This window comes from Amycolatopsis sp. NPDC057786 (assembly GCF_042797905.1).
In the GTDB taxonomy this organism is placed as follows: Bacteria; Actinomycetota; Actinomycetes; order Mycobacteriales; family Pseudonocardiaceae; genus Amycolatopsis.
On sequence record NZ_JBHVKW010000116.1, the window covers coordinates 1 to 26,387 of the forward strand.

Genomic DNA, 26,387 nt, shown 5'->3' on the forward strand with positions numbered 1-26,387 from the left:
TCCTTGCGCTAGGCGCAAGGAAGGGGGCCTTCATGTACCTCGAAGCGGCGTCAGACGCGCTTGAAGAGCAAAGCGCGCTTCACTTCCTGAATGGCCTTCGTGACCTGGATGCCGCGCGGGCAGGCATCGGTGCAGTTGAACGTCGTCCGGCAGCGCCAGACACCCTCGGAGTCGTTCAGGATGTCCAGCCGCTCTTCGGCGCCTTCGTCACGCGAGTCGAAGATGAACCGGTGCGCGTTGACGATCGCGGCCGGGCCGAAGTACGAGCCGTCGTTCCAGTACACCGGGCACGAGGACGTGCAGCAGGCGCACAGGATGCACTTGGTCGTGTCGTCGAACCGGTCGCGGTCGGCCTGCGACTGGATCCGCTCGCGCGTGGGCTCGTTCCCGTAGGCGATGAGGTACGGCTTCACGGCCTTGTACGCCTCGAAGAACGGGTCCATGTCGACGTAAAGGTCCTTGAGCGTGGTCAGACCCTTGATCGGCGCGATGGTGATGGTCGTCTTCTTGCCGTTGGTCTCCAGCAGGTCCTTCATCAGGACCTTGCACGCCAGCCGGTTGATGCCGTTGATCTGCATCGCGTCGGAACCGCAGACGCCGTGCGCGCACGAGCGGCGGAACGAGAACGTCCCGTCGATGTAGTCCTTCACGTAGAAGAGCAGGTTCAGCAGCCGGTCGGTGCGCTGCGCCGGGACGTCGTAGGACTCCCAGTGCGGCTCGGTGTCGACTTCGGGGTTGAACCGGAGGATCTTCAGCGTGACGGTGATCGGCGTGTGGTCGGAGGACACGGCCTCCGACTTCTCGGGGGTGGCCGTGGTCATCAGTACTTCCGCTCCATCGGTTCGTAGCGGGTGAAGGTCACCGGCTTGTAGTCGAGGCGGACGTCGGCCGTCAGGCCTTCACCCTGCTTGTAGGCCATGGTGTGCCGCATGAAGTTCGTGTCGTCGCGGTTCGGGTAGTCCTCGCGCGCGTGCCCGCCGCGGGATTCCTTGCGCGCCAGGGCGCCGACGACGAGGACCTCGGCCAGTTCGAGCAGGAAGCCCAGCTCGACGGCTTCGAGGACGTCGGTGTTGTACCGCTTCCCCTTGTCCGACACGGTGATCCGGCTGTACCGCTCCTTCAGCGCCTGCACGTCGGTCAGCGCCTGCTTGAGCGTGTCCTCCGTGCGGTACACCGAAGCGTGCGAGTCCATCGTCCGCTGCAGTTCGGTGCGGATGTCGGCGACGCGCTCGTCACCGTGCTCCGAAAGCAGCAGAGCCAGCTGGTCCTCGACGACCTTGGTCGGGTTCTCCGGCAGCTCGACGTGGTCGTGCGCCAGCGCGTACTCGGCGGCGGCGATACCGGCACGACGGCCGAAGACGTTGATGTCCAGCAGCGAGTTGGTGCCCAGCCGGTTCGAGCCGTGCACGGACACGCACGCCACCTCGCCCGCGGCGTACAGGCCGGGGATGACGTTCTCGTTGTCCCGCAACGCTTCGCCGTGGACGTTGGTCGGGATTCCGCCCATCACGTAGTGGCAGGTCGGGAACACGGGCACCGGCTCGGTGACCGGGTCGACGCCCAGGTACGTCCGCGAGAACTCCATGATGTCCGGGAGTTTCGCGTTCAGCGTCTCTTCCGGGATATGCGTGACGTCGAGGACGACGTAGTCCTTGTTCGGCCCGCAACCGCGGCCCTGCAGCACTTCCTGCACCATCGACCGGGCGACGATGTCGCGCGGCGCGAGGTCCTTGATGGTGGGCGCGTAGCGCTCCATGAACCGCTCGCCGTCGGCGTTGCGGAGGATGCCTCCCTCACCGCGCACGGCCTCGGAGATGAGGATGCCGAGCCCGGCCAGACCTGTCGGGTGGAACTGGAAGAACTCCATGTCCTCCAGCGGCAGGCCCTTGCGGAAGATGATGCCGAGGCCGTCACCGGTGAGGGTGTGCGCGTTCGACGTCGTCTTGAAGATCTTGCCGGCGCCGCCCGTGGCGAACACGATCGACTTCGCCTGGAAGACGTGCAGCTCACCGGTCGCCAGCTCGTAGGCGACGACGCCGGAGGCGACCGGGTTGCCGTCCTCGTCCGGGGTCAGCACCAGGTCGAGCACGTAGAACTCGTTGAAGAACTCGGTGCCGTGCTTGACACAGTTCTGGTACAGGGTCTGGAGGATCATGTGCCCGGTGCGGTCCGCGGCGTAGCAGGCGCGGCGCACCGCGGCCTTGCCGTGGTCACGGGTGTGCCCGCCGAAGCGGCGCTGGTCGATCTTGCCCTCGGGCGTCCGGTTGAACGGCAGGCCCATCTTCTCGAGGTCGAGGACCGCGTCGATGGCCTCCTTCGCCATGATCTCGGCGGCGTCCTGGTCGACCAGGTAGTCGCCGCCCTTGATCGTGTCGAAGGTGTGCCACTCCCAGTTGTCCTCTTCGACGTTCGCCAGCGCGGCGCACATACCGCCCTGGGCGGCGCCGGTGTGCGAACGCGTCGGGTAGAGCTTGGTGAGCACCGCGGTGCGGGCACGCTGGCCGGATTCGATGGCCGCGCGCATGCCGGCGCCACCGGCGCCGACGATCACCACGTCGTACTTGTGGAACTGCATTGAGAACTCCGCTTTACGTGTGTGGTGGGGCCGTCAGTTGGCCGAGATGCCGGGATCGAAGGTGAAGATCACCATCGTGCCGACGGCGAGGATCAGCACCATCGAGACGTAGAGCACGATCTTCAGCCAGAACCGGGTGCTGTCCTTGCGGGCGTAGTCGTCGATGATCGTCCGGAGCCCGTTGCCGCCGTGGATCTCGGCGAGCCAGAGCATCGACAGGTCCCAGAACTGCCAGAACGGCGAGGCCCAGCGGCCGGCGACGAAGCCCCAGTTGATGCGGTGCACGCCGCCGTCGAGGATGTTCATGATGAACAGGTGGCCGAGCACCAGCACGACCAGGGCGAGGCCCGAGATGCGCATGAACAGCCAGCTGTAGAGCTCGAAGTTGCTGCGGCGGGCGGCCGGGCGCTTCGGCGAACGCGGCTTGTCGAGTGCGAGAACTTCGGTTGCCATGGTCAGTGCCCCCCGAACATAACTTCGACGGTGCGCTTCATCATGAAGTAGGCACCGGGAATCATCACCACGACCCAGATGGCCAGGATGGTCCAGAGCATCGGCTTCTGGAACTTCGGTCCCTTCTCCCAGAAGTCGACCAGCATGACCCGGATGCCGTTGAGCGCGTGGAACAGCACAGCGCCGACGAGGCCGACCTCGAGGAGGTTGACCAGCGGGGTCTTGTAGGTCTCGATGACCTCGTTGTACGTGTCGGGCGACACGCGCACGAGCGCGGTGTCGAGCACGTGCACGAAGAGGAAGAAGAATGTCAGCACGCCGGTGATGCGGTGCAGCACCCAGGACCACATACCGGGGTCGCCCCGGTAGAAGGTCCCTTGCCGGCGTGAGGCACCCGCCCGATCGCTCGCGGCCGCCTCGGTGGCGGTGCTAGCCGTGGTGGACATCGGTGAACGGCCTCCAACGTCATGGCTTGGGCCCGCTGACCGCTGGTTTCCGCGCCTGCCGCCGGGACGTCCACCTGGGGACGGCTCCGGCGACGGTGCCGAGATCATGGTCATCGAGCGTGGATACCAGGATGCTAGACCCGCACCTCACGGTGGGCTCACCTCCGGGTTCCTCTGTGTGATGGACCAGACATCTCCGGCCCGCACGATCGGTGCTCACGGAAGGTGGCGGCGCGGGGTCACGGCCAAGCTGATTTCCCACTCCGGGTGGTATTCGCCCGACGGCTTGGATACGCTTGCGAATCCGGGCTCGCGCGGACCGGCGAATTCGCCTTGTGGTGGGCGCCTCGTCACCCGAATGTCCTATGTTCGGTGCTTCCGGCTCCCGCTAGGGTCATTTTCATGACGAAAAGGATTATATCCTTCCTGGGGGCCGTCTTCGTATCTCTGGGAATGGTCTTGTTCGGTTCCTCCGTGGCACACGCGGACGCGGTCTGTTACAACACGGGTATCGCCGGCGACGGTCACTCGGCCTGGACGACCTGTAACTATGTGAACGGTGCGCCCAAGTACTACTTCGTGATGACCGTTTGCAGCGCCGGTGGCTGCACACGGCAAGGGTCGAATACCGTGCCCGTCGGTCAGCAGTCCGTTCTGCGCAGTAGCGGATACATTTCCGGCACGTTCACCATTATCGCCGTTCGCTGATCGGTTTCACCGGAAATGTTCTCGTGAATAAATGAATTCAATGAAATGGCGCGCGCCGGGCATGGGATGTCCGGCGCGCGCCTGAACCCTGCCCGCTCGTCGTAACGTTGTGTGATCGCGTGGTCGCCGAAGTGAGCCGGATGTAAACGTTTGTGTCACGTAGCGTGCCTTTCCTATGGCCGCCAAGGGGCCGTTGGGTACCGTCTCTCGGTCAACCCGGCAACGTGGCCGGGTCGTTTCTTCGGACCATCCGCTGGATCAGCGGGGAGGGAGACACACGTTGCGTCGCATGCGTGGAACCGCGCTGGCCGCTGCCGCCATGGCCGGTGCTCTGGTATTGGCCGGATGCGCCAAGGATTCGGGTGCGGGGAACAACAGCAACAACAATGCTTCGGGGGATCAGTCCTCCAGCTGCGTGACCGCGCCGAAGCCGCCCGCCGCGGCCGCCGCCTCGACCAGCAGCGCGCAGTCCGGTGAGAAGGTGGACGCCAGCAAGCTGAAGGTGGCGCTCGCGTTCGACGTGGGCGGCCGGGGCGACGCGTCCTTCAACGACTCGGCCGCGGCCGGCGTCGACAAGGCGAAGTCGGAAATGGGCCTCACCACCGTGAGCGAAAGCACGGCGAGCTCCAGCGAGGACGAGGCCGCCAAGTCGCAGCGCCTCGAGCAGCTGGCCGCCCAGGGCTTCACCGCGATCGTCGCGGTCGGGTTCGCCTACGCCAAGGCCGTCGGCCAAGTGGCGCCGAAGTACCCGAACACCCAGTTCGCGATCGTCGACGACGACTCCGTCAAGGCCCCGAACGTCACCTCGCTCGTGTTCGCCGAGGAGCAGGGTTCGTTCCTGGCCGGTGTCGCCGCCGTCTACAAGTCGAAGAAGTGCCACGTCGGCTTCGTCGGTGGCGTGAACACGCCGCTGATCCAGAAGTTCGAGGCCGGCTTCCTCCAGGGTGTGAAGGCCGCTTCGTCCAAGGCCAAGATCGAGGACGAGTACCTCACCCCGGCCGGTGACATCTCCGGGTTCCAGGACCCGGCGAAGGGCAACGTGAAGGCCGCCGCCCAGATCGCCAAGGGCGCGGACGTGATCTACCACGCCGCCGGCGCCTCCGGTAAGGGCGTTTTCGAGGCCGCGAAGTCGAACAACGCCATGGCCATCGGTGTCGACTCCGACCAGTACAACCAGAAGACGGTCGAGGCGTCCAAGGACGTCATCATCACCTCGATGCTCAAGCGCGTCGACGTGGCGGTGTTCGACTACCTGCGCGCGCTGGCGAAGGGCGACCTGACGACCCTGCCGAAGCGGTTCGACCTCAAGGTCGACGGCATCGGTTACGCCACCTCCGGTGGCAAGGTCGACGACATCAAGGACGTCCTCGACGGGTACAAGGCGCAGATCGTCTCCGGGGCGATCACCGTCTCGGACAAGCCGCAGAAGTAAGCTCGACCAGGCAGCGGGGCTCGGGAGGGTAACCCCTTCCGAGCCCCAACCTGTTTACCCCAGAACTGGATGGCTTTTCCATGAGCGCTCCCCAGGCCGAGGTCACCGACGCCCCCGACCGGGGTGAACCGGCCGTGCAGCTGACCGGGATCACGAAACGGTTCCCCGGTGTCGTCGCCAACTCCGACGTCAACCTCACCGTCGTCAAGGGCGAGGTGCACGCCGTCTGCGGCGAGAACGGCGCGGGCAAATCGACCCTGATGAAGATCCTCTACGGCATGCAACAGCCGGACGAGGGCGACATCGCGATCAACGGCGAACCGGTGAAACTGCGCAACCCGCAGGACGCCATCAAGACCGGGATCGGGATGGTCCACCAGCACTTCATGCTGGCCGACAACCTGACCGTCGGGGAGAACGTCTTCCTCGGCGCGGAGAACCTGCACGGCATCGGCCGCGCGGCGAGGGCGAAGCTGGCGGAACTCGCCGAACGCGTCGGCCTGCGCGCCCGCCCGGACGCGCTGCTGGAAGAGCTCGGCGTCGCCGACCGTCAGCGCGTGGAGATCGTCAAGGTCCTCTACCGCGGCGCGCGGATCATCATCCTCGACGAGCCCACCGCGGTGCTCGTGCCGCAGGAGGTCGACGCGCTCTTCGAGACCGTGCGCGCCATGCAGAAGGACGGCTTCACCTTCATCTTCATCTCGCACAAGCTCGACGAGGTGCGCGCGATCGCCGACACGGTCACCGTGATCCGCCGCGGCACCACCGTCGGCACGGCCGACCCGAAGACGATCACCTCGCGCCAGCTGGCCGAGATGATGGTCGGCTCGGAGCTGCCCAGCCCGGAGACCCGTGAGTCCACTGTGACCGATCGGCCCGTGCTCCGCCTGGACGACGTCTGCCTGAGCGTCGAGGGGTCCGAGCGGAACGTCCTCGACCACATCTCCTTCACCGTGCACGCGGGCGAGGTGCTCGGGATCGCCGGCGTCGAGGGCAACGGCCAGACCGAACTCGTCGAGACGATCATGGGCATGCGCAAGGGCGGCGGCCGGATCGAGTTGACCGAGGTCGACGGCCGGGTCGTCGAACTGCACAAACTGGGGACGCTCGCCCGCCGCGAGGCCGGGATCGGCTACATCGCCGAAGACCGCACGCGGCACAGCCTCCTGCTGACGCAACCCTTGTGGGTCAACCGGATTCTCGGCTACCAGACCCGCGAGCCGGTCGCGAAAGGACAGTTGCTCGACATCGTCGGCGCGCGTGAGGACACCCGCCGCATCGTCGCGCAGTACGACGTCCGCACGCCGGGCATCGACGTCCCCGCCGCCGCGCTTTCCGGTGGTAACCAGCAGAAGCTGATCGTCGGGCGTGAGCTTTCCGGTGATCCGGTGCTGCTGATCGCGTCGCATCCGACGCGCGGTGTCGACGTCGGCGCGCAGGCGCTGATCTGGGAGCAGATCCGACTGGCGCGCGCGGCCGGGCTGGCCGTGCTGCTGGTGTCGGCCGACCTCGACGAGCTGATCGGGCTTTCCGACACCATTCAGGTCATGCTGCGCGGGCGACTGGTCGGCGAGGCCGACCCCGCGACCGTGACCCCGCAGGAACTGGGCTCCGCGATGACGGGTGCCTCCGAAGACTCCGAAGAGGACGGTGTGGCGTGAGTAGCTGGCGTACGAGGCTGCTGCCGCCTCTGCTCGCGATCGTTTTCGCGGTCATCCTGACGGCCATCGCGCTGATCATTTCGGGTGCCGACCCGCTCCAGGCCTACGGCACGATGATCAGCCAGCTCTTCAAGGGCTCGACCGCCGTCGACACGGTGAACCTCGCGACGGTCTACTACCTGTCCGGGCTCGCGGTGGCCATCGGCTTCCAGATGAACCTCTTCAACATCGGTGTCGAAGGCCAGTACCGGTTCGCGGCCATCGTCACCGCCATCATCGGCGGGGCACTGCAGTTGCCGCCGGTGATCCACGTCCTGGCGATCCTGGTCGTCGCGGTGCTCAGCGGCATGCTGTACGCGGCCATCCCGGCCGTGCTGAAGGTGACCCGGGGCGTTTCCGAGGTCATCTCGACGATCATGCTGAACGCGATCGTCGGCGGCATCGTGGCGTTCCTGGTCAACGCGGACCAGTTCGGGGTGCAGACCGGCAACAACATCGCCACTCGCGAGATCGCCGAAACGGGCCGGATCCCTGGCATCCCGATCCTTTCGGGTGAGCTGTTCGGCTTCGTGTTCATCGCGGCGCTGATCGGCGGGGCCTACTGGTTCATGCTCAACCGGACCCGGTTCGGGTTCGAGCTGAAGGCCTCCGGTGAATCGACCACGGCGGCCGCCGCCGGTGGTGTGAACGCCAAGAAGATGACGCTGATCGCGATGCTGCTTTCCGGTGGCGTCGCCGGCCTGGTCGCGATGCCGGAACTGCTCGGCCGCGACTTCAGCTACGGCATCACCTCGACCCAGATGTACGGCTTCACCGGTATCGCGGTCGCCCTGCTCGGCCGCAACCACCCGGCGGGTATCGCGCTGGGCGCCCTGCTGTGGGCGTTCCTCGACCGGTCCGCGGTGTCGCTGGAACAGATCAACGTGTCCAAAGAGATCGCCACGATCATGCAGGGCGTGATCGTGTTGTCGGTCGTCATCGCGTACGAGATCGTGCGCCGCGCGGACCTGGCCGCCGAACAGCGTCGCGTCGGTCGCGCGCTGGCAGGCAACGGCCGCAAGGGTTCCAGCGTGTCCGAGGGAGGTGCGGTGTGACCACCGCGGACGTTCTTTCGCCCAACACAGGCGGGACCACCATGCCGGTGAAGCCGCCGAAGCGCCGTATCCCCGGTTGGCTGAAGGGCGCCATCTGGGGGCTGCTGGCGGTCGGTGTGCTCGCGATCGCGTCGTACGCCACCGGCGTCAACACGCTGACCTCGACCAACACCTCGCACACCGCGCTGCGGCTGGCGCTGCCGATCCTGCTGTGCGCGCTCGGCGGCCTCTGGGCCGAACGCGCGGGCGTGATCAACATCGGCCTCGAAGGCATGATGATCCTGGGCACCTGGGGTGCCGCCTGGGGCGCCTTCTACGGCGGGGTCTGGGCCGGATTGCTCGCGGCCGTGGTGTTCGGCGCGCTCGGCGGGCTGCTGCACGCCGTCGCGACGGTGACCTTCAACGTCAACCACATCGTCTCCGGTGTGGCGATCAACCTGCTCGGTCTCGGCGTCGCGAAGTACCTGGCGAACCTGGTGTTCACCCCGCTTTCGGGGAACCCGCGCCAGTCGCCGCCGGTCCCGAAGTTCGACACCTATTCGGCGACGTTCCTCTCGGACTGGCTCTCGGACCTGGAGAAGATGCAGCGCGTCTTCATCTCGGACCTCGCCGGCATCCTCAACGGCCTGGTCACCGAGGTCGCGCCGCTGACGATGATCGCGATCGCGCTGGTCCCGATCAGCTACCTGGTGCTGTGGCGGACGCGGTTCGGCCTGCGGCTGCGGTCCTGCGGCGAGAACCCGGTCGCGGCCGAGTCCCTCGGCGTGAAGGTCTACCTGCACAAGTACATCGCCATGATCATCTCCGGCGGACTCGCCGGAATGGGTGGCGCGTCGCTCGTGTTGCTCGCCGGCGGTGCGGACTACCTGGAGAACCAGACCAACAACCGCGGGTACATCGGCCTCGCGGCGATGATCTTCGGCAACTGGCGGCCGGGCGGCCTGCTCGGCGGCGCGGCGCTGTTCGGTTACGCGGACGGCCTCCAGCTCGCCGGTGGCGGCACCGCGGTGCTCGCGCTGCTGTACGGCGCGGTGATCCTGCTGGCCGTGATCGTGGCGGTGCAGTTGTTCCGCCGTCAGTGGATCGCTTCCGCGCTCGGTGTCGTCGGCGCCGTCGCGCTGTACGCGATCTACTGGACCAACGACGACCTGCCCAGCGACCTCATCCCGTACACCGCGCACTTCGTGACGCTGATCGTGCTGGCGGTGGCTTCGCAGCGGTTGCGGCCGCCCAAGGCGATCGGCGCCACCTATCGGCGAGGTGAGGACTGACATGGCGGAGTACGACTGGGAAGCCTTGCGGGCTAAGGCCGTCGAGGCGGCGAAGTCGGCGTACGCGCCGTACTCGGGCCTGCACGTCGGTGTCGCCGCTGTGGTGGACGACGGCCGGATCGTCGTCGGCTGCAATGTCGAAAACGCTTCGTACGGCTTGGGAATGTGCGCGGAGTGCACGATGGCGGGGCAGCTGCGGCTGACCGGTGGCGGCAAGCTCGTCGCCGTCGCCTGCCGCAGCGGCGCCGGTGACCTGCTGATGCCGTGCGGACGCTGCCGTCAGATCCTGTTCGAGCACGGCGGTTCCGACTGCCTGGTGGACACCCCGAGCGGCATCCTGCCGATGTCCGCGGTGCTGCCGGACGCGTTCGGGCCGGACGACCTGCCGTGAGCGCGTTCGCCGCCGTCGACGTCATCCGCGCGAAGCGGGACGGGGGACGGCTTTCCGACGAGCAGATCGACTGGACCATCGACGCGTACACACGCGGCGAGATCGCCGAGGAACAGATGGCCGCGCTCGCGATGGCCATCTTCCTGCGGGGGATGGACTCCGGCGAGATCGCGCGCTGGACCGGCGCGATGATCTCGTCGGGGGAGCGGCTCGACCTGAAGGTCAGCCGCCCGACGATCGACAAGCATTCGACGGGCGGGGTCGGCGACAAGATCACGCTTCCGCTGGCGCCGCTCGTCGCGGCGTGCGGGGCGGCCGTGCCGCAGCTGTCGGGGCGCGGGCTCGGGCACACCGGCGGGACGCTCGACAAACTGGAGTCGATCCCCGGCTGGCGTGCCGCTTTGTCGACATCGGAGATCATCCGGCAGCTCGACGAGGTCGGCGCGGTGGTCTGCGCGGCGACGTCCGGGCTGGCTCCGGCGGACAGGAAGCTGTACGCGCTGCGGGACGTGACTTCGACGGTGGAGTCGATCCCGCTGATCGCGAGCTCGATCATGAGCAAGAAGATCGCGGAGGGTTCGGCCGGGCTGGTCCTCGATGTGAAGACCGGCTCGGGCGCGTTCATGAAGACGCTTCCGCAGGCCCGTGAACTCGCGCGGACGCTGGTGGAGATCGGGACCGCGCACGGCGTCGCGACGACGGCGCTGATCACGGACATGAACGTGCCGCTGGGCTACGCCGTCGGCAACGCGATCGAGGTCGCGGAGTCGGTCGAGGTGCTGCGCGGCGGCGGCCCGGCCGACGTCGTCGAGCTGACGGTGGCTTTGGCCAGGGAGATGCTGGCGCTGGCGGGATTGTCCGATGTGGACCCGGCCGCGGTGCTCGTGTCGGGGAAGGCCTACGAGACGTGGTGCCGGATGATCGCCGCGCAGGGTGGGGATCCGGACGCTCCTCTGCCGCGGCCTAAGCACGTCCACGTCGTCTCGGCGCCTTCGGACGGCGTCTTGTCTTCGCTGGACGCCTACTCGGTCGGCGTCGCCGCTTGGCGGCTCGGCGCCGGACGGGCGCGCAAGGAAGACCCGGTACAGGCCGCGGCCGGCGTGCTGTGCCTGGCGAAGCCGGGCGATGCCGTGTCGGCCGGGCAGCCGTTGCTGGAACTGCACACCGATACGCCGGACGCTGTCCCCTCGGCTCTCGCTGCGCTCGAAGACGCCTACGGGGTCAGCTCTTCGGGGCCTTCGGCCTCCGCTCCGCTCGTCCTGGAGACTGTGCGGCCCTGACCTGCGTTTAGCCCCCTAATCGCGATCCGGTGGGCCAGAAGTACATGATGGCCCCCTTCCTTGCGCCTAGCTACAGGAAGGGGGCCTTCATGTACTTCGGGCTCGGCTTCGCGCGGCCCGATGACTCGAAGGGCACCTTTGGGACGACCAGCGTCCTGAAGGTCACCTTTGAGACATCCCGCGCGCGCCCACCACGGCCGCCCGCCCGCCCGGCCCAGCGCTCCCGGCGCCGACCTGCGTTTAGCGGGCTAAACGCGATCTGTGCGGCGGGAGGGCGTTCGGGTGCCGTCCCCAGGCCCGGGCGCGTTGCGAAAGCCACTTTCGCAACCTTCACCGTTGCGGAAGAGGCTTTCGCGACGTCAGGGCCCCGCGGATCGCGATTAGCCCGCTAAACGCAGGTCGGCGGCGGATCGCGATTAGCCCGCTAAACGCAGGTCGGTGCGGGTGCGGAGAAGAGCGAAGGCCCCTTCCCTCGGCGGAGCCGGAGGAAGGGGCCTTCACGCGGTAAGAGAGCGTCAGTCGGTGGTCTCGTCGGCGCCGTCGGCCTTCGCCTTCGCGTCGGCCGCCTTGGGCGCCCGGCCGTTGCGCGAGCTGCGACGCGGCTGACGCGGGGCGGGCGGCGGCGGGGAGATCTGCTGCACGGCCGGGCCACCGCCGAGCATCAGCTCCGCGAAGGTCGCCATGGCCTCGTCCAGCTGCCCGCCGATGCGGCGCACGGACTCGTCGTTGCTCTTGCGCACCAGCGAGTCGACCGAGTCGGTGTCCGGCTGCTTCTGCAGCGTGCTCTCGACCTTCGACAGACCGGAACGGATCGAGCCGTCCAGGTCCCCGAGGCGCCCGGTGAAGCCGTCCTCGACCTTGTCGAGCCGCTCGGCCAGGTCGTCCAGTCGCGAGGTGACCTTCTCGAGGCGGTCGCCGAGGCCGTCGAGGCGCTCCGACGCGTCGATCATCTCGCCGGTCTCGGTCAGCGCGGTCTTCAGCGCCTCGGTGTTCGCGGTGAGGCTTTCCTTGGTGGCCTTGTCGAGGTTCTCGACGCGCGTGCGCAGCTCGCGGTCGACGGTGTCGACGCGGTCCCGCAGGGTGGACTCGGCCTGCTCGACGCGCTCGCGCACCGGGCCGATCACCGACTGCGGCAGCGCGTCGGTCTTCACGTCCTGCTTGTCGAGGTGCGCGCCGAGCTCGTCGAGACGGCGGTGGATGTTCTGGAGCTTGTCCTCGAGCCCGTCCATCCGGCCCCCGACGCCTTCGAGGCGAGCGGCCATGCCGTCGAGGCGGCCGTCGAGCTGAGCGAACGGCTTCGCCAGCTTGTCGACGATGCTTTCGACGGCGCGAGTCAGCGCGGCGATCGCGGTGTCCTGCGCTTCGAGCCGCGACATGGTCTCGTCGAGACGTTCGGCGAGCACGCTGGTCTCGGTGCGGTCGGGCATCTCCGAGAGCCGCTTGCGCACCGCGCCGAGCGAGTCGACAGGGGCCAGACGTGCGTAGATGTCGTCGAGCGCGTCGAAGATCTGCTGCTGTTCGCTCTCACGCACTTCGGCCGCGCGCACCAGCATGTTGCGCATCCGGTCGAAGGACGGGGCTGCAATGTGGTTGTCAGTGGTCACTGCGGTGTCCTTCGTGGGCGGGGAAATGGGAGGGACGTGACGTGAAGCTTATCCATTGCGAAATTGCTCTGTGTATGGCCCCCGGGTATCGGACAATGCCGAGCTCTGACCCTGATGGCCGATTCAGCCCGTGATCGACAAAGCCGAGGGTTAACCGGCTCGCGGAAGTTGCCACCATGTAGGGGAATGACAGACTGGTTACCGTTACGTATGTCCTCTGAAAGCAGCAGACCCAGCATCCCGGAGGCGGTACTGGCCCGCGCTCCCAAGGTTCTCCTCCACGACCACCTGGACGGCGGATTGCGTCCGGCCACGGTCGCCGAACTCGCCGAACAGACCGGGTATCAGGCCTTGCCGACCAGCGATCCCGTCGAACTCGGCCGCTGGTTCCGCGACGCGGCCGATTCCGGCTCCCTCGTCTCGTACCTTGAGACGTTCGCGCATACCTGCGGCGTTATGCAGACCGAGGAAGCGCTGGTCAGAGTGGCCGCCGAGGCGGTGGAAGACCTCGCGGCCGATGGGGTCGTCTACGCCGAGGTGCGGTACGCCCCCGAACTCTTCGTCGAACGCGGACTGTCACTCGATGCGGTGGTCGAGGCGATTCAGGCCGGGTTCGCCGAAGGTGAACGGAGAGTGGCGGCCGACGGCGGCCGGATCCGCGTCGGGACGTTGCTCTGCGCGATGCGCCAGCACGCCAGGGCGCTCGAGATCGCCGGTCTCGCCGTCCGCTACCGCGACGCCGGTGTGGTCGGGTTCGACATCGCCGGACCGGAAGACGGATTTCCGCCTACCAGAAATCTCGACGCATTCGAGTTCCTGCGGACGAATAATGCACATTTCACCATTCATGCCGGTGAGGCGTTCGGGCTCGCGTCCATTTGGGAGGCGATTCAGCATTGTGGCGCGGAGCGGCTCGGCCACGGCGTGCGCATCGTCGACGACATCAAGACCGACAGCGACGGCACGGTCCATTTGGGACGGTTGGCCGCCTACGTCCGCGACCGGCGCATCCCGCTCGAGATCTGTCCCACGTCCAATGTCCAGACCGGAGCGGCGCGCTCGATCGGCGAACATCCCTTCGGCCTGCTCGCCAGGCTGCGGTTCCGGGTCACCGTCAACACCGACAACCGGCTGATGAGCGGCTGCTCGATGACCAGCGAATTCGCGGCGCTGAGCGACGCGTTCGGCTACGGGGTGGCGGATCTCGAGTGGTTCACGATCAATGCGATGAAATCCGCGTTCCTCGATTTCGACCAGCGGCTCGACATCATCAACACGGTCATCAAGCCGGGCTATGCGTCCTTGCGTTCGTTAGCATAGCCAACTAATGTTCACTATGTAGGAGCTCTTTCCCATATAGTGAAACGGTGGCGAAGATGGCGCAGGTCGTGGACGTGAGGATCGGCGGCAAACGACGCTGGCTCATCCTCGCGCTCGGCCTCGCCGCGCAGACCGCGAGCTGTTCGTTCCTTTACGGGATCCCGTTCCTGGTGCCGTCGATGCAGCGCGCGGAGGGGCTCTCGCTCGCCGAAGCGGGAACCGTGGTCGCGGCGCCGAGCCTTGGCCTGTTGTTCACCTTGATCTTGTGGGGTGCGGCGGCGGACCGTTACGGAGAGCGTTTGGTAATGGCCCTCGGGCTCGGCGTCTCGGGGTTACTCCTCGTGTACGCGGCCGTCGGCGACCACTCGCTCGGGATCCTCTTTGGGGTGTTCCTGGTCGCCGGCGCGAGCACCGCGTCAGTGAACGCCGCGAGCGGCCGGGCCGTCCTCGGCTGGTTCGGCCCGGCCGAACGCGGCCTCGCGATGGGCATCCGCCAGATGGCCCAGCCGCTCGGTGTGGGCGTCGCCGCTTTCGGGCTCCCGCCGCTCGCGGACCGCTGGGGTTTCCAGGTCTCGCTCCTGCTGCCCGCGCTGACCGCGATCGGCGTCGCGCTCCTGGTCGCCTGGCTCCTGGTCGATCCGCCGCGCCCGGAGCCCGAAGCGGGCAAGGCCGAGAAACCGCCGTCGCCGTACCGGAAGCCGGCCTTGTGGCGGGTCCACGGCGCGAGCGCGCTGCTCGTCGTCCCGCAGTTCGCGGTCTCCGCGTTCACCCCCGTGTATCTGGTGACCATGCACGGCTGGACGCCGTCGTCCGCGGGCTGGTTCGCCGGCGCCGTCCAGATCCTCGGTGCGCTGGGCAGGATCGCGTCGGGCTACTGGTCCGACCGCGCCGGCAGCAGGCTGAGGCCGATGCGGCAGCTGGCGGTCGCGAGCGCCGCCGTGATGCTGCTGGTCGCGGTCGGGGACTCGACGTGGCCGTGGCTGGTGCTGCTCGCGCTCGTCCTGGCCGCGGTGATCACCGTGTCCGACAACGGCCTCGGGTTCACCGCGTCGGCGGAGATGGCAGGGCTCGCGTGGGCCGGGCGGGCGATGGGCACGCAGAACACCGGCCAGAACATCGCCGCGGCACTGACGCCGCCGATGCTGGGCTTGGTGATCGGTGATTCGCGGTACGCGCTGGCCTTCTGCGTGGCCGCGGTCTTCCCGATGCTCGCCGTGGCAGTCGTGCCCGTCCGGCACGAAAAGGGCCCCTCAGGACGAACCTGAGAGGCCCTTTCGCGGGATGGATCAGACGACCGTGAGCCGGTTCTCGAAGGTCTCGACGAGCTTGCGCCACTCCGACTGCTCGGCGTCGAACGGAGCGCTCGGCTCAAGGCGCGAGGGGTCCGGCCGCAGCACGAACGACACCAGCCAGCCGAGGCTTTCGTTGGCGGCCAGCGCGGTTTCGACGCTGTCGTCGTCGGCCCACTCGGCGGCGTCGGTGATCAGCTCGACGGCCAGCTCCAGCTGGGTCGGGTCGATCGACTCCGGGCCTTCGGCGATGTCTTCGGCGATGCCGTTCAGCACGTACGTGTTCTCGGCGTCGACCTCGATCTCGAGCTCGCCCGCGGTGGCCTTCGTGGCCACCTCGTCCCAAGTGGACACTTGGGCGAGGTCGTTGTCCGCCAGGTCCTTGCCGTCCGCGATCGCGCGGATCAGGGCCTTCTCGGAGGTGAAGACGTCGATCTCGCCTTCGCTGCCGAGGAAGATCGGCTTGTCGTCGAGGTAGCAGCGCAGCGTGTAGTACTCGGCGCCGGAGGTGACGATCTTGATCGGGTCGATGCCGACCTCGCCCCAGAAGCCGACGGGCTCGTCGTCTTCGTCGTCCTCGTCCGAGTCGTCCACGAGGTCGTCGTCGGCGGCGGCCGCTTCGGCTTCGGCGGACTCCGCGAGGAAGGTCGCGAGCTCCTCCGCCGTCTGCTCCAGCACCTTCTCGTCGACGTCGGGGACGGTCACGAGACCGTCGATCGCGTCGAGCACGGTGTCCCACTTCTCGGAGACCGCCTGCGACAGATCCGCCCAGAGGCGCTCGCCGTCACGGCCGGAGAAGGGCAGCGTGCCCTGGTCCAGCAGCGAGAAGCTCTCGTGCGCGTCGAGGACTTCGTGGACCTCTTCGAGCTCGCACACGTCCGCGAGCGAACGCACGATGCCGATGATTTCGGCCAGCTCGCCGAGCGTCCACTGGTCCGGTTTCTCGGCGACCAGCTCGGGGACGCCCACCAGGTCGTAGGTGTGGTCGTCGTCCGGGATGAGCTCGGGCACGTTCAGCGCCGGGACGACCTCCCACGCGGGGTGGTCGAGCAGGTCGTGCTGCTCGGAGGTCCGTACGAAGGCGGCGAGATGCGCGGCGTCCGGGAAGGCATACAGGTCCTCCTCGTCGCCGAGGAAGGCTTCCCACTCCTCGCCGTCTTCCCGCCAGCGCGGCGCCCAGAGAGTGACGACGTCACCCTGTGGCAGGCCGAGTTCGATCGGGATGATGTCCTGTGCCATTCCTTTAGCCCTCTCGGATTACCGCCTGTGTGCGCGGCCGGGTGATGGTGCCCGGAAGGTGCGCGGTAACGCGAAGCCTACGGGTTTCCGGCGGAGGGCGCGATCACCCCTGGGCAAGAAGCGACCAACGGATGGCACGATAGGTCCTCTGATGACACTTACAGACCTCCTGCCTGCGGATCCCGACCCCGACTCGCTGTTCGAAGCCTTCTCCACCTGGACGGCCGAGCGCGGGTTGGAGCTGTACCCCGCGCAGGAAGAGGCCATCATCGAGGTGGTCTCCGGAGCGAACCTGATCCTGTCGACGCCGACGGGCTCGGGAAAGAGCCTGGTCGCCGTCGGGGCGCACTTCACCGCGCTCGCGCACGGCCGCCGCAGCTACTACACGGCCCCGATCAAGGCGCTCGTCTCGGAGAAGTTCTTCCAGCTGATCGAGATCTTCGGCCCGGAGAACGTCGGCATGATGACGGGTGACTCGGCGGTGAACGCCGACGCGCCGATCATCTGCTGTACGGCGGAGATCCTGGCGAACATGGCGTTGCGGTTCGGTGCCGACGCACCGGTCGGCCAGGTCGTCGCGGACGAGTTCCACTTCTACTCGGAGCCGGATCGCGGCTGGGCCTGGCAGGTGCCGCTGCTGGAGCTGCCGAACGCGCAGTTCGTGCTGATGTCGGCCACGCTGGGCGACGTCTCGTTCTTCGAGAAAGATCTCACCCGCCGGACCGGCCGTCCGACCGCGGTGGTCACTTCGGCGCAGCGGCCGGTGCCGCTCACCTTCCGCTACGCGCTGACGCCGTTGCACGAGACGATGTCCGAGCTGCTCCACGGCGGGCAGTCGCCGGTGTACGTCGTGCATTTCTCGCAGGCCGCGGCGATCGAGCGCGCGCAGACGCTGATGAGCATCAACGTCACCTCGAAGGCGGAGAAGGAGGCCATCGCCGAGATGCTCGGCGACTTCCGCTTCGCGGCCGGGTTCGGGAAGACGCTGTCGAGGCTGGTCCGGCACGGGATCGGCGTCCACCACGCCGGCATGCTGCCGAAGTACCGGCGCCTGGTCGAGCAGCTCGCGCAGGCCGGGCTGCTGAAGGTGATCTGCGGGACCGACACGCTCGGCGTCGGCATCAACGTCCCCATCCGCACGGTGGTCTTCTCGGCGCTGACGAAGTACGACGGCGTGCGGCAGCGGCATCTCAAGGCGCGCGAGTTCCACCAGATCGCCGGCCGCGCGGGCCGTGCGGGTTACGACACCGACGGTTACGTCGTCGTGCAGGCACCGGACCACGTCGTCGAAAACGCCAAGGCGCTGGAGAAGGCGGGCGACGATCCGAAGAAGAAAAAGAAGATCGTCCGCAAGAAGGCGCCGGAGGGCTTCGTCAACTGGACGGAGAGTACCTGCGACCGGCTGATCGCGGCCGAGCCGGAACCGCTGACGTCGAGTTTCCACGTCAGCCACTCGATGCTGCTGAACGTCATCTCCCGGCCGGGCAACGCGTTCGACTCGATGCGGCATCTGCTGGAGGACAACCACTCCGACCGTCCCGCCCAGCGGAAACTGATCCTGCGCGCGATCGCGATCTATCGCGCGCTGCTCGCGGCAGGCGTCGTGGAACGGCTCGACGAGCCCGACGAGCAGGGCCGCATCGTCCGGCTCACCGTGGACCTGCAGTTCGACTTCGCGCTGAACCAGCCGCTTTCGCCGTTCGCGCTCGCGGCGATCGAACTCCTCGACGTCGAGTCGCCGTCCTACCCGCTCGACGTGGTGTCCATTGTGGAATCCACTGTGGACAATCCGCGTCCGGTGCTGTCGCAGCAGCAGTTCAAGGCGCGCGGCGAGGCCGTGCAGGCGATGAAGGCCGAGGGCATCGAGTACGACGAGCGGATGGAACTGCTCGAAAGCGTCACGTACCCGAAGCCGCTGGAGGAACTGCTGGAGGCGGCGTATTCCCGCTACCGGCAAGGGCATCCGTGGGTCGAGGACTACGAGCTCAAGCCGAAGTCGGTCGTGCGCGACATGTACGAGCGCGCGATGAACTTCGTGGAGTACATCGGTTTCTACCAGCTGGCCCGTTCGGAAGGGCTGGTGCTGCGGTACCTCACCGACACCTACGACTCGTTGCGGCACACGGTCCCGGACGAGGCCAAGACCGAGGGGTTGCAGGACCTCATCGAATGGCTCGGCGAACTGGTGCGCCAGGTCGACTCCAGTCTCCTCGACGAATGGGAAGCCTTGCGGCATCCCGAAGAGGAGGGTCCGGTTTCGACGAGGCCGCCGTCCGAGCCGCCCGCGGTCACGCGCAACGAGCGGGCGTTCCGGGTGCTCGTGCGCAACGAGCTGTTCCGCCGGGTGGAGCTGGCGTCGCGGCGCGCGTACGAGACGCTCGGCGAACTGGACGCCGCGTCGGGCTGGGACGCGGACGCGTGGGAAGACGCCATCGAGGACTACTTCGACGAGCACGAAACGCTCGGCATCGGGCCGGACGCGCGTGGGCCGAAGCTGCTGATCATCGAGCAGGAGAAGGAGATCTGGCGGGTGCGGCAGATCTTCGACGATCCGGCGGGCGACCACGACTGGGGGATCAGCGCCGAGGTCGACCTGGCGGCTTCGGACGAGGCGGGCTCGGCGGTCATCCGGATCACGGCGGTGGACCAGCTGGGACTTTCGGCCGGGTGACTGCGCGGCGGCGCACCAGCTGGACGATCAGCACGATCAGCGACAACGCGGGCAGCGGATAGCCGAGCAGCAAGCCCACCGTGATGTCGGTGAGCGGCGCGAGGACCGCGGCGACGAACACACACGTCGGCGCGGTCGGCGGCTTCGCGCCGGAGTGGACCTTGCCCCACGGCTTCGCCACCGAAAGCCACGCCTGAAACGCGAGCGCGCTCGCCATCAGCGCCGTCCCGGCGGTCAGCGCCAGCGGAGGCGGATCACTGCCGACGGAATCCCGTAAAGCGCCCGACAGCAGGAAGATCCCGGCGTAGAGCTGGACGAGCGTGATCGCGAACTTCGCCAGTACCCACCAGTGCCGGGCGAATCCCCACGCCGTCGCCGCGGCGAGCATGAATCCGGTGAAGGCCGAGGCGTTGGCGAGCGGCGCCAGCAGGAGCGTGTCGATTTCGTGCGCCATCGACGTCGCCGCGACGCGGATCGCTCCGTCCTCACTCGTCCGGCCGATCACCAGGAGGGCGAACAGCGCCAGGGCCTGTCCCATCCAGCCGATCGAAGTGACGACGTGCAGCCACACGGTCAGTTGCCGCCAGGTCTTCGTCCCCATGTCGCACAGGCTCGCGTGACCGCCCGGTCCGGCACATCGGGGACGACCCTGAAATCACACCGGAAGGGGTGGGACGCAGGCCCGGGGCGTCGTGGCCGTCGAACCAGAGCCCGACCATGAACGCCATCGTCGCCTCCATGAGCGCCGCCCGGTCGAGGCCGCCCGCGACCAGCGGGGTGCATCCGATGTCGCGGACCAGTTCGCTCACTTCGCCGACCTTGTCGCCGCAGATCGGCACCGCCGGCGGAACGCCGTCGAACACCGGCGGCGTCATCCGCCAGACGTCCACGTGGCACAGGATGAACGCCTTGACCAGGTGCGCGTCCGGTGCGGCGGCGGCGATCCGCGCCGCCTGGCCGGGCACCGTGAGCACGGCGCCGGGGCCGACGGCGTTGGTGCAGTCGATCAGGACCTTCCCGGCGAGATCTCCTGCGGCGGCAAGGACTTCCGTCACCGACGCGGCCGGGACGGCGAGCAGGATCACGTCGCTGGCGCGGGCGGTCTCGTCCCAGGTTCCCACCCTCGGGGAGATCCTGGTGGCCTTGATCCACTGCCCGCCGAGCGCTTCCGCCATCCCGCCCGCGCCGAAAATACCGATACGCATGTGCTGCTCCCTAAGATCGAGTGGACAGCACGACGGTAGAAAGCCGCGCGGGTAGCGAATGGTTACCGAGGTCCGATGAACGACGTCTTCCTCGCCGATTGCCGGGCCCGGCTGGCCTTCGACCTGATGGCGAACACGTGGAACCCGGTCGTGTTGTGGGCTCTGCGCGAGGGGCCGCTGCGGCCGGCCGAACTGCGGCGACGGCTGGGCGGGATCAGCACGAAGGTGCTCACGGAGACGGTCCGGCGGCTGGAGTTCAACGGTCTCGTTCACCGGCGCGACTGTGGGCGGACGGCGAAGGTCGAGTACTCGCTGACGGAACTCGGGACCACGCTGCTGGCGCTGAAGGACGCTTTCCCCGCATGCGATGAGACGAAAGCGCCCTTCACCGCGTGAGACGCGGTGAAAGCGTCCTTCAGCAGCACTACGGGAGCGGGCGGGCCTCGGCCAGTTCGAGCAGCGGGACGGCCGCGGCGGCGTCGGTGATCAGCGTCGAGACCATGCCGGAGCGCAGGACGGCGTCGATCGCTTCCGCCTTCGGTTCCGTGTAGCCCAGCGCGATCACTTCGGGGACGGCCAGGAGTTCCTCGGCGCTGATGGCCAGCACGTGATGGGCCAGGCCGGTGGACATCGGCGTCCCGTCGGCGTCGAACAGTCGCGCGGAAACCTCGGCTTTGGCACCGCGTTTCGCTATGGCGCTGCGCTCGGCCTCGTCGAGCGCGTCGTAGACGGTCGACTCTTCGGGCTTCCAGGCGCCGATGCTGACGACGGCCTTGGTCAGGTTCTTGAACTGGCCGAAGGTTTCCGCGATACCGGGCTGCCTGCGCAGTGTTTCGGTGGTGCGGCGGTCGGGGAGGACGAGTGGGCCGAAGATCGGGTACGACTCGCCGCCGGACACCGACGCGACCCGGCTGACCGTCTCCACCGACCGGTCGCGCATGTCCATGCCCGCCTGCACCCCGCACAGTTGCACGATCGGGCAGTTCGGCAGTGACTCGATCGCGTCGGTCATCGCGTTCACCGAACGTGCCCACGACAGGCCGAGGACGTCGCCGGGAGTGACGATCTCGGTCAGGAGACGCGCGGCGAGCGTGCCGATCTTGCGCCGCGCCACTTCGCGGGATTCCGGTTCCGGCGCTCGTTCGAGCACGAGCACCCGGTCGAGCCGGTACGCCGCGCGGATCTCCTCCGACAGCACGAGATCGACCGGTGCGGGCAGGTGGAATTCGACCTTGACGATGCCGCTTTCCCTGGCCGTGTCCAGCATCCGCGCGACCTTGAACCGGCTGATCCCGAACTCCTCGGCGATCTCGAGTTTCGAGGCGCCCTGGTCGTAGAACCGCCGGGCCACCGCGGCCAGCCGGAGCGACTCCACCAGGCCGAGAGGCTGCTTCTTCGCGCTCATATGAGCACTATATCGCGAAATCAACCCGAAAGGTTGACGTAACACCAGGGAAAAGTTCACCATGCCTGGACATGCAGTCCGAAGCATAAGCCCATCCTGCTCATCTGAGCGGAGAAGAGGAGCTGGCATGCGTGCCGCGATCGTGGACAAGCCCGGGGAGATCAGGGTCGGCGAGGTACCCGACCCCAAACCGGGGGATCGCCAGGTCGTCGTCAAAGTGGGTGCCTGCGGGATCTGCGGGACCGACCTCCACATCGCCGACGGGCACTTCCCGCCGACGCCCTATCCGATCGTCCCCGGCCACGAGTTCGCCGGCGAGATCGTCGAACTCGGCGCGGACGTGCCGGGCGGCTGGAAGGTCGGCGACCGGGTGGCCGTCGACCCGTCGCTGTTCTGCGGCTACTGCAAACCTTGCCGGTCCGGCCGCGGCAACCTCTGCGAGAACTGGAACGCGACCGGCGATACCGTCGACGGCGCCTTCGCCGAGTACGTCGCCGTCCCGTCCGCGAACTGCTACCGCATGCCTGACTCGATGACCTGGGAACAGGGCGCCCTCGTCGAGCCGGTTTCCTGCGCGGTCCACGGTGTGCGCCGGATCGGCGTCGAGGCGGGGGAGCGGTTCCTCGTCGTCGGCGCGGGCACGATGGGGCTGATCATGCAGCAGTTGCTGCAGCGCGCGGGCGCCCACGTCACGGTGGTCGACCGCAACACGTCCCGCCTCGGCCGGGCGATGGACCTCGGCGCGGCCGCGGTCGCGGGTGACGTGAAGGACCTCGACGACGAGAAGTTCGACGCCGCCGCGGACTGCACCGGCGCCGCACCCGCCATCGAGGCGGCTTTCGACTCGCTTCAGCGCGGAGGCCGCCTGCTGGTCTTCGGCGTCGCGCCCGCCGAAGCACGCGTCGCGCTTTCGCCGTTCCGGATCTACAACGACGAGATCACCGTCGTCGGCTCGATGGCCGTCATGAACAGCTTCGGTGCCGCGCTCGATCTGGTCGCCGACGGTGCCGTCGACACCGCCGCGCTGCTCACCGACACCCTGCCGCTGGAGCAGTACCCCGACGCTCTCGCCCTCATGCGCAGCGGCGCCGGCCTGAAGGTGCAGGTAATACCGGGAGGCAAAGGTGCGTAAAGCAGCCGCTCTGCTCTCGGTCCTCTTGCTGACCCTCACCGGATGCGCCGGTGCGGGCGCGCTCGGGACCGGTGACCGGACGCTCGTCGTCGCGATCGTCGCGAACCCGCAGATGAAGGACGCCATCGAGCTTTCCGGCGAGTTCGAGAAGGCGAATCCCGGCGTCAGCCTCAAGTTCGTGTCGCTGCCGGAAAACCAGGCGCGCGCGAAGATCACCGCGTCGACGGCCACCGAAGGCGGCGAGTTCGACGTCGTCATGATCAGCAACTACGAGGCGCCGCAGTGGGCCGCGAACGGCTGGCTGGAGAACCTCGAACCGCATATCGCGGCGAATCCTTCCTACGACGCGGACGACTTCATCCCGAGTATCAAGGAGTCCTTGTCGCACAACGGATCGCTTTACGCGGTGCCGTTCTACGGCGAGTCGTCGTTCCTGGCCTACCGGAAGGATCTGTTCGAGCAGGCCGGGATCACCATGCCCGCCAAGCCGACGTGGACGCAGATCGCCGAGTATGCCGCGAAACTCGACGACAAGGCCAAAGGCATCGCCGGGATCTGCTTGCGCGGCAAGCCGGGCTGGGGTGAGAGCCTCGCGCCGTTCACGACGGTCGCCAACACCTTCGGCGCCCAGTGGTTCGACAAGGATTGGAACGCGAAGCTGACCAGCCCCGAGTTCAAGGCCGCCGCCGAGTTCTACGTGAACCTCGTGCGGAACCACGGCGAGGTCGGAGCGTCGAGCGCGGGCTTCTCCGAATGCGGTACGCGCTACACGCAGGGCCAGGCCGCGATGTGGTACGACGCCACGGTCATGGCGGGTACGAACGAGGACCCGTCGGCCAGCAAGGTCGTCGGCAAGTCCGGTTACGCCCCGGCGCCGGTGGAGAAGACGCAGTCCAGCGGCTGGCTTTACACGTGGGCGCTGGCGATCCCGAAGGTCGCGAAGCACAAGGACATCGCCTTCAAGTTCATGTCCTGGATGACCGACAAGGCGTACGTGCAGCGGGTCGCCAAGGAGTTCGGCGACTGGAACCGCGTCCCGCCGGGCGTGCGGAAATCGACCTACGACATCCCGCAGTACCGCGAGGCCGCCAAGGCCTACGCGCAGCCGACGCTGGACGGGATCGCGGACGCCGACCAGCGCAAGGCGATGGTGAATCCGGTGCCCTACCCCGGAATCCAGTTCGTCGGCATCCCCGAGTTCCAGGATCTCGGCACCCGCGTGAGCCAGCAGCTCTCGGCGGCGATCGCGGGGCAGATCACCGTGGACGAAGCACTCGAACAGTCACAGGAGTACGCGCAGACCGTCGGCAAGTCGTATCAGGAGGTGCAGTGATGGCCACGATCTCCGCTCCTGCCCGCCCGGAGCCCGCCCACGCGAAGAAGGCGGCTCCGAAGCGCGGCACCGATACGCCGTTCAAACGACGGCTGCCGTTGCTGCCCGCCCTGCTGTTCGTCGTCGCCGTGACGCAGCTGCCCTTCGTGCTGACGGTGTTCTACTCGTTCCAGTCGTGGAACCTGGTGCGTCCCGGTTCGAGGCATTTCGTCGGGCTGCAGAACTACATCGACGTCTTCGCCGACTCGACGTTCCTCGGGGCGCTGCTGAACACCGTGGTGCTGACGGTCGTGTGCGTGTTCTTCTCGCTGTTGCTCGGCCTCGGGCTGGCGATCCTGCTGGACCGCAAGTTCCTCGGCCGCGGTGTGGTCCGCACCCTGCTGATCACGCCGTTCCTGATCCTGCCCGCGGCGGGCGCGCTGCTGTGGAAGACGACGATGTTCGACCCGACCTACGGGTTGCTGCACTTCGTCTTCGGCACCGACGTCGACTGGCTTTCGGAGTTCCCGCTGGCCGCGGTGATGGCCCAGGTCGTCTGGCAGTGGACGCCGTTCATGATGCTGCTGATCCTGGCCGGGTTGCAGAGTCAGCCGAAGGACGTGCTGGAGGCCGCGTCGGTCGACGGCGCCGGCCGCTGGCGGACGTTCACCGCGATCACGCTGCCGCATCTGAGCCGGTTCCTGCAGCTGGCGACGCTGCTGGGCGCGATCTACATCGTGAACAGCTTCGACGCGATCTTCCTGATGACCCAAGGAGGTCCGGGGACGGCCAGCACGAACCTGCCGTTCTACATCTACCAGCGGGCGTTCCAGGGTTTCGACATCGGGCAGTCGTCCGCGATGGGCGTGATCGTCGTGATCCTGACGATGATCGTCGCGACCTTCGCGCTGCGGCTGATGTTCCGTACGTTCTCGGTCCAGGGAGGCGCGAAATGAAAAGCCGCTTCGGACCCGGCGCGCTGACGGTCGCGACCTGGGTGATCGCGATCCTGTTCGTGTTCCCGCTGCTGTGGATGATCCTCACGGCCTTCAAGCAGGAGGCCGACGCCTACACCGACCCGCCGCGCCTGTTCTTCACACCGACGCTCGACCAGTTCGCTGGCGTGCTCGAACGCGGCTTCCTGCCGTACCTGTCGAATTCGGCGTTCGTGACCGTCGTTTCGACGCTTTTCGTGCTGCTGCTGGGAATCCCGGCGGCGTACGCGCTTTCGCTGGCGCCGGTGAAGGGGACGAGCAACGCGCTCGGCTTCTTCCTGTCGACGAAGATGCTGCCGATCGTGGCGGCGATCATCCCGCTGTACGTGATCTCGCAGAACACCCGGCTGCTGGACAACGTGTGGGCGCTGATCATCCTGTACACCTCGATGAACCTGCCGCTGGCCATCTGGATGATGCGGTCGTTCTTCCTGGAGGTGCCGCACGAGATGATCGAGGCGGCCCGGATCGACGGCGCGACCCTGCCGATCCTGCTCCGGAAGGTGATCATGCCGGTGGTCGCGCCGGGGGTGGCCGCGACCGCGCTGATCTGCGTGATCTTCTCGTGGACCGAGTTCTTCTACTCGGTCAACCTCACCGCCGCGCGCGCCGGGACGGTGCCGGTGTTCCTGGTCGGGTTCATCACCAGCGAGGGCCTGTACTGGGCGCAGCTGTCCGCGGCCGCGCTGCTCGCGTCACTGCCGGTGATGATCGTCGGCTGGATCGCGCAGAACCACCTGGTGCGGGGGCTGTCGATGGGCGCGGTCAAGTAACGCTCGGTCCGGCTTGGTTCCGGTGGCCCTTGCTCGCCTGAGGTACATGAAGGCCCCCTTCCTTGCGCCAGGCGCAAGGAAGGGGGCCTTCATGTACTGGGCCTGGTATCAACCCGCGGCGAGACTAGGGC

General features: G+C 67.5%; 24 protein-coding genes. 15 read left to right on the forward strand and 9 right to left on the reverse strand.

Going from position 1 to position 26,387, the window contains the following annotated elements:
• Window positions 1-50 precede the first annotated feature (50 nt).
• Genes ACFVM3_RS36415 through sdhC form a run of 4 tightly spaced genes read right to left on the reverse strand, consistent with a single transcriptional unit; the run spans window position 51 to window position 3,474 of the window.
• On the reverse strand, window positions 51-821 hold the full coding sequence (locus tag ACFVM3_RS36415) for a succinate dehydrogenase iron-sulfur subunit (protein ID WP_378444421.1): 771 nt from the start codon (window positions 819-821) through the stop codon (window positions 51-53).
• Complete coding sequence (gene sdhA, locus ACFVM3_RS36420) at window positions 821-2,575, reverse strand: succinate dehydrogenase flavoprotein subunit (RefSeq protein ID WP_378444422.1); 1,755 nt, start codon at window positions 2,573-2,575, stop codon at window positions 821-823. Before sdhA ends, ACFVM3_RS36415 begins: the two co-directional genes overlap by 1 nt.
• Before the next feature lie 33 nt (window positions 2,576-2,608).
• Window positions 2,609-3,028 (reverse strand): succinate dehydrogenase hydrophobic membrane anchor subunit, encoded by a 420-nt coding sequence (locus ACFVM3_RS36425; protein ID WP_016331258.1) that lies wholly within the window; start codon window positions 3,026-3,028, stop codon window positions 2,609-2,611.
• A gap of 2 nt (window positions 3,029-3,030) precedes the next feature.
• Window positions 3,031-3,474, reverse strand: coding sequence for a succinate dehydrogenase, cytochrome b556 subunit (gene sdhC / locus ACFVM3_RS36430; protein ID WP_091597900.1), 444 nt, complete (start codon window positions 3,472-3,474; stop codon window positions 3,031-3,033).
• 402 nt (window positions 3,475-3,876) lie between these two features.
• Between sdhC and ACFVM3_RS36435 the strand changes: the two genes are divergently transcribed.
• The 7 genes from ACFVM3_RS36435 to ACFVM3_RS36465 all read left to right on the forward strand — a co-directional run bounded on the left by ACFVM3_RS36435 (window position 3,877) and on the right by ACFVM3_RS36465 (window position 11,311).
• Complete coding sequence (locus ACFVM3_RS36435) at window positions 3,877-4,182, forward strand: hypothetical protein (protein ID WP_143254261.1); 306 nt, start codon at window positions 3,877-3,879, stop codon at window positions 4,180-4,182.
• Between the two features lie 289 nt (window positions 4,183-4,471).
• On the forward strand, window positions 4,472-5,614 hold the full coding sequence (locus ACFVM3_RS36440) for a BMP family protein (protein WP_378444423.1): 1,143 nt from the start codon (window positions 4,472-4,474) through the stop codon (window positions 5,612-5,614).
• 80 nt (window positions 5,615-5,694) lie between these two features.
• Window positions 5,695-7,275, forward strand: a complete 1,581-nt coding sequence (locus ACFVM3_RS36445; protein ID WP_378444424.1) for an ABC transporter ATP-binding protein — start codon at window positions 5,695-5,697, stop codon at window positions 7,273-7,275.
• Window positions 7,272-8,369, forward strand: a complete 1,098-nt coding sequence (locus tag ACFVM3_RS36450; protein WP_378444425.1) for an ABC transporter permease — start codon at window positions 7,272-7,274, stop codon at window positions 8,367-8,369. Before ACFVM3_RS36445 ends, ACFVM3_RS36450 begins: the two co-directional genes overlap by 4 nt.
• Complete coding sequence (locus ACFVM3_RS36455; RefSeq protein WP_378444426.1) at window positions 8,366-9,640, forward strand: ABC transporter permease; 1,275 nt, start codon at window positions 8,366-8,368, stop codon at window positions 9,638-9,640. The genes ACFVM3_RS36450 and ACFVM3_RS36455 overlap by 4 nt, the downstream gene beginning before the upstream one ends.
• 1 nt (window position 9,641) lies before the next feature.
• Window positions 9,642-10,031 carry a cytidine deaminase gene (locus tag ACFVM3_RS36460; protein ID WP_378444427.1) on the forward strand — a complete coding sequence of 130 codons (390 nt, stop codon included), beginning with the start codon at window positions 9,642-9,644 and terminating at the stop codon, window positions 10,029-10,031.
• Window positions 10,028-11,311, forward strand: a complete 1,284-nt coding sequence (locus ACFVM3_RS36465; protein WP_378444428.1) for a thymidine phosphorylase — start codon at window positions 10,028-10,030, stop codon at window positions 11,309-11,311. The genes ACFVM3_RS36460 and ACFVM3_RS36465 overlap by 4 nt, the downstream gene beginning before the upstream one ends.
• 515 nt (window positions 11,312-11,826) lie before the next feature.
• Here ACFVM3_RS36465 and ACFVM3_RS36470 read toward each other — a convergent pair.
• Entirely contained in the window at window positions 11,827-12,915 is a 1,089-nt protein-coding gene (locus ACFVM3_RS36470) for a PA containing protein (protein WP_378444429.1), read from the reverse strand.
• A gap of 210 nt (window positions 12,916-13,125) precedes the next feature.
• Here ACFVM3_RS36470 and ACFVM3_RS36475 point away from each other — a divergent pair, with 210 nt between their 5' ends.
• On the forward strand, window positions 13,126-14,235 hold the full coding sequence (locus ACFVM3_RS36475; RefSeq protein WP_125680098.1) for an adenosine deaminase: 1,110 nt from the start codon (window positions 13,126-13,128) through the stop codon (window positions 14,233-14,235).
• A 56-nt stretch (window positions 14,236-14,291) separates the two neighbouring features.
• Window positions 14,292-15,500 (forward strand): MFS transporter, encoded by a 1,209-nt coding sequence (locus ACFVM3_RS36480; RefSeq protein ID WP_378444439.1) that lies wholly within the window; start codon window positions 14,292-14,294, stop codon window positions 15,498-15,500.
• Window positions 15,501-15,521: 21 nt separating this feature from the next.
• Here the strand turns inward: ACFVM3_RS36480 and ACFVM3_RS36485 are convergent, their stop codons facing one another.
• Complete coding sequence (locus tag ACFVM3_RS36485) at window positions 15,522-16,763, reverse strand: primosomal protein (protein ID WP_378444430.1); 1,242 nt, start codon at window positions 16,761-16,763, stop codon at window positions 15,522-15,524.
• A gap of 151 nt (window positions 16,764-16,914) precedes the next feature.
• Here ACFVM3_RS36485 and ACFVM3_RS36490 point away from each other — a divergent pair, with 151 nt between their 5' ends.
• Window positions 16,915-19,434 carry a DEAD/DEAH box helicase gene (locus ACFVM3_RS36490; RefSeq protein ID WP_378444431.1) on the forward strand — a complete coding sequence of 840 codons (2,520 nt, stop codon included), beginning with the start codon at window positions 16,915-16,917 and terminating at the stop codon, window positions 19,432-19,434.
• On the opposite strand, the gene ACFVM3_RS36495 is transcribed toward ACFVM3_RS36490, so the two are convergent.
• On the reverse strand, window positions 19,397-20,035 hold the full coding sequence (locus ACFVM3_RS36495; RefSeq protein ID WP_378444432.1) for a hypothetical protein: 639 nt from the start codon (window positions 20,033-20,035) through the stop codon (window positions 19,397-19,399). The genes ACFVM3_RS36490 and ACFVM3_RS36495 overlap by 38 nt on opposite strands.
• A complete protein-coding gene (locus tag ACFVM3_RS36500) occupies window positions 19,920-20,639 on the reverse strand; it encodes an NADPH-dependent F420 reductase (RefSeq protein ID WP_378444433.1) in 720 nt (239 codons plus the stop codon). The genes ACFVM3_RS36495 and ACFVM3_RS36500 overlap by 116 nt, the downstream gene beginning before the upstream one ends.
• A 75-nt stretch (window positions 20,640-20,714) precedes the next feature.
• Here ACFVM3_RS36500 and ACFVM3_RS36505 point away from each other — a divergent pair, with 75 nt between their 5' ends.
• Window positions 20,715-21,035 carry a winged helix-turn-helix transcriptional regulator gene (locus ACFVM3_RS36505; protein ID WP_378444434.1) on the forward strand — a complete coding sequence of 107 codons (321 nt, stop codon included), beginning with the start codon at window positions 20,715-20,717 and terminating at the stop codon, window positions 21,033-21,035.
• Between the two features lie 28 nt (window positions 21,036-21,063).
• Here the strand turns inward: ACFVM3_RS36505 and ACFVM3_RS36510 are convergent, their stop codons facing one another.
• On the reverse strand, window positions 21,064-22,044 hold the full coding sequence (locus ACFVM3_RS36510) for a sugar-binding transcriptional regulator (protein WP_378444435.1): 981 nt from the start codon (window positions 22,042-22,044) through the stop codon (window positions 21,064-21,066).
• 127 nt (window positions 22,045-22,171) lie between these two features.
• Between ACFVM3_RS36510 and ACFVM3_RS36515 the strand changes: the two genes are divergently transcribed.
• The 4 genes from ACFVM3_RS36515 to ACFVM3_RS36530 are packed head-to-tail and all read left to right on the forward strand — an operon-like array spanning window position 22,172 to window position 26,256.
• Window positions 22,172-23,176 (forward strand): zinc-dependent alcohol dehydrogenase family protein, encoded by a 1,005-nt coding sequence (locus ACFVM3_RS36515; RefSeq protein ID WP_378444436.1) that lies wholly within the window; start codon window positions 22,172-22,174, stop codon window positions 23,174-23,176.
• Window positions 23,169-24,509: an ABC transporter substrate-binding protein gene (locus ACFVM3_RS36520; protein WP_378444437.1), complete on the forward strand. Its 1,341-nt coding sequence runs from the start codon at window positions 23,169-23,171 to the stop codon at window positions 24,507-24,509. Before ACFVM3_RS36515 ends, ACFVM3_RS36520 begins: the two co-directional genes overlap by 8 nt.
• Complete coding sequence (locus ACFVM3_RS36525; protein WP_038519394.1) at window positions 24,509-25,444, forward strand: carbohydrate ABC transporter permease; 936 nt, start codon at window positions 24,509-24,511, stop codon at window positions 25,442-25,444. The genes ACFVM3_RS36520 and ACFVM3_RS36525 overlap by 1 nt, the downstream gene beginning before the upstream one ends.
• Entirely contained in the window at window positions 25,441-26,256 is an 816-nt protein-coding gene (locus tag ACFVM3_RS36530) for a carbohydrate ABC transporter permease (RefSeq protein WP_378444438.1), read from the forward strand. The genes ACFVM3_RS36525 and ACFVM3_RS36530 overlap by 4 nt, the downstream gene beginning before the upstream one ends.
• Window positions 26,257-26,387 lie beyond the last annotated feature (131 nt).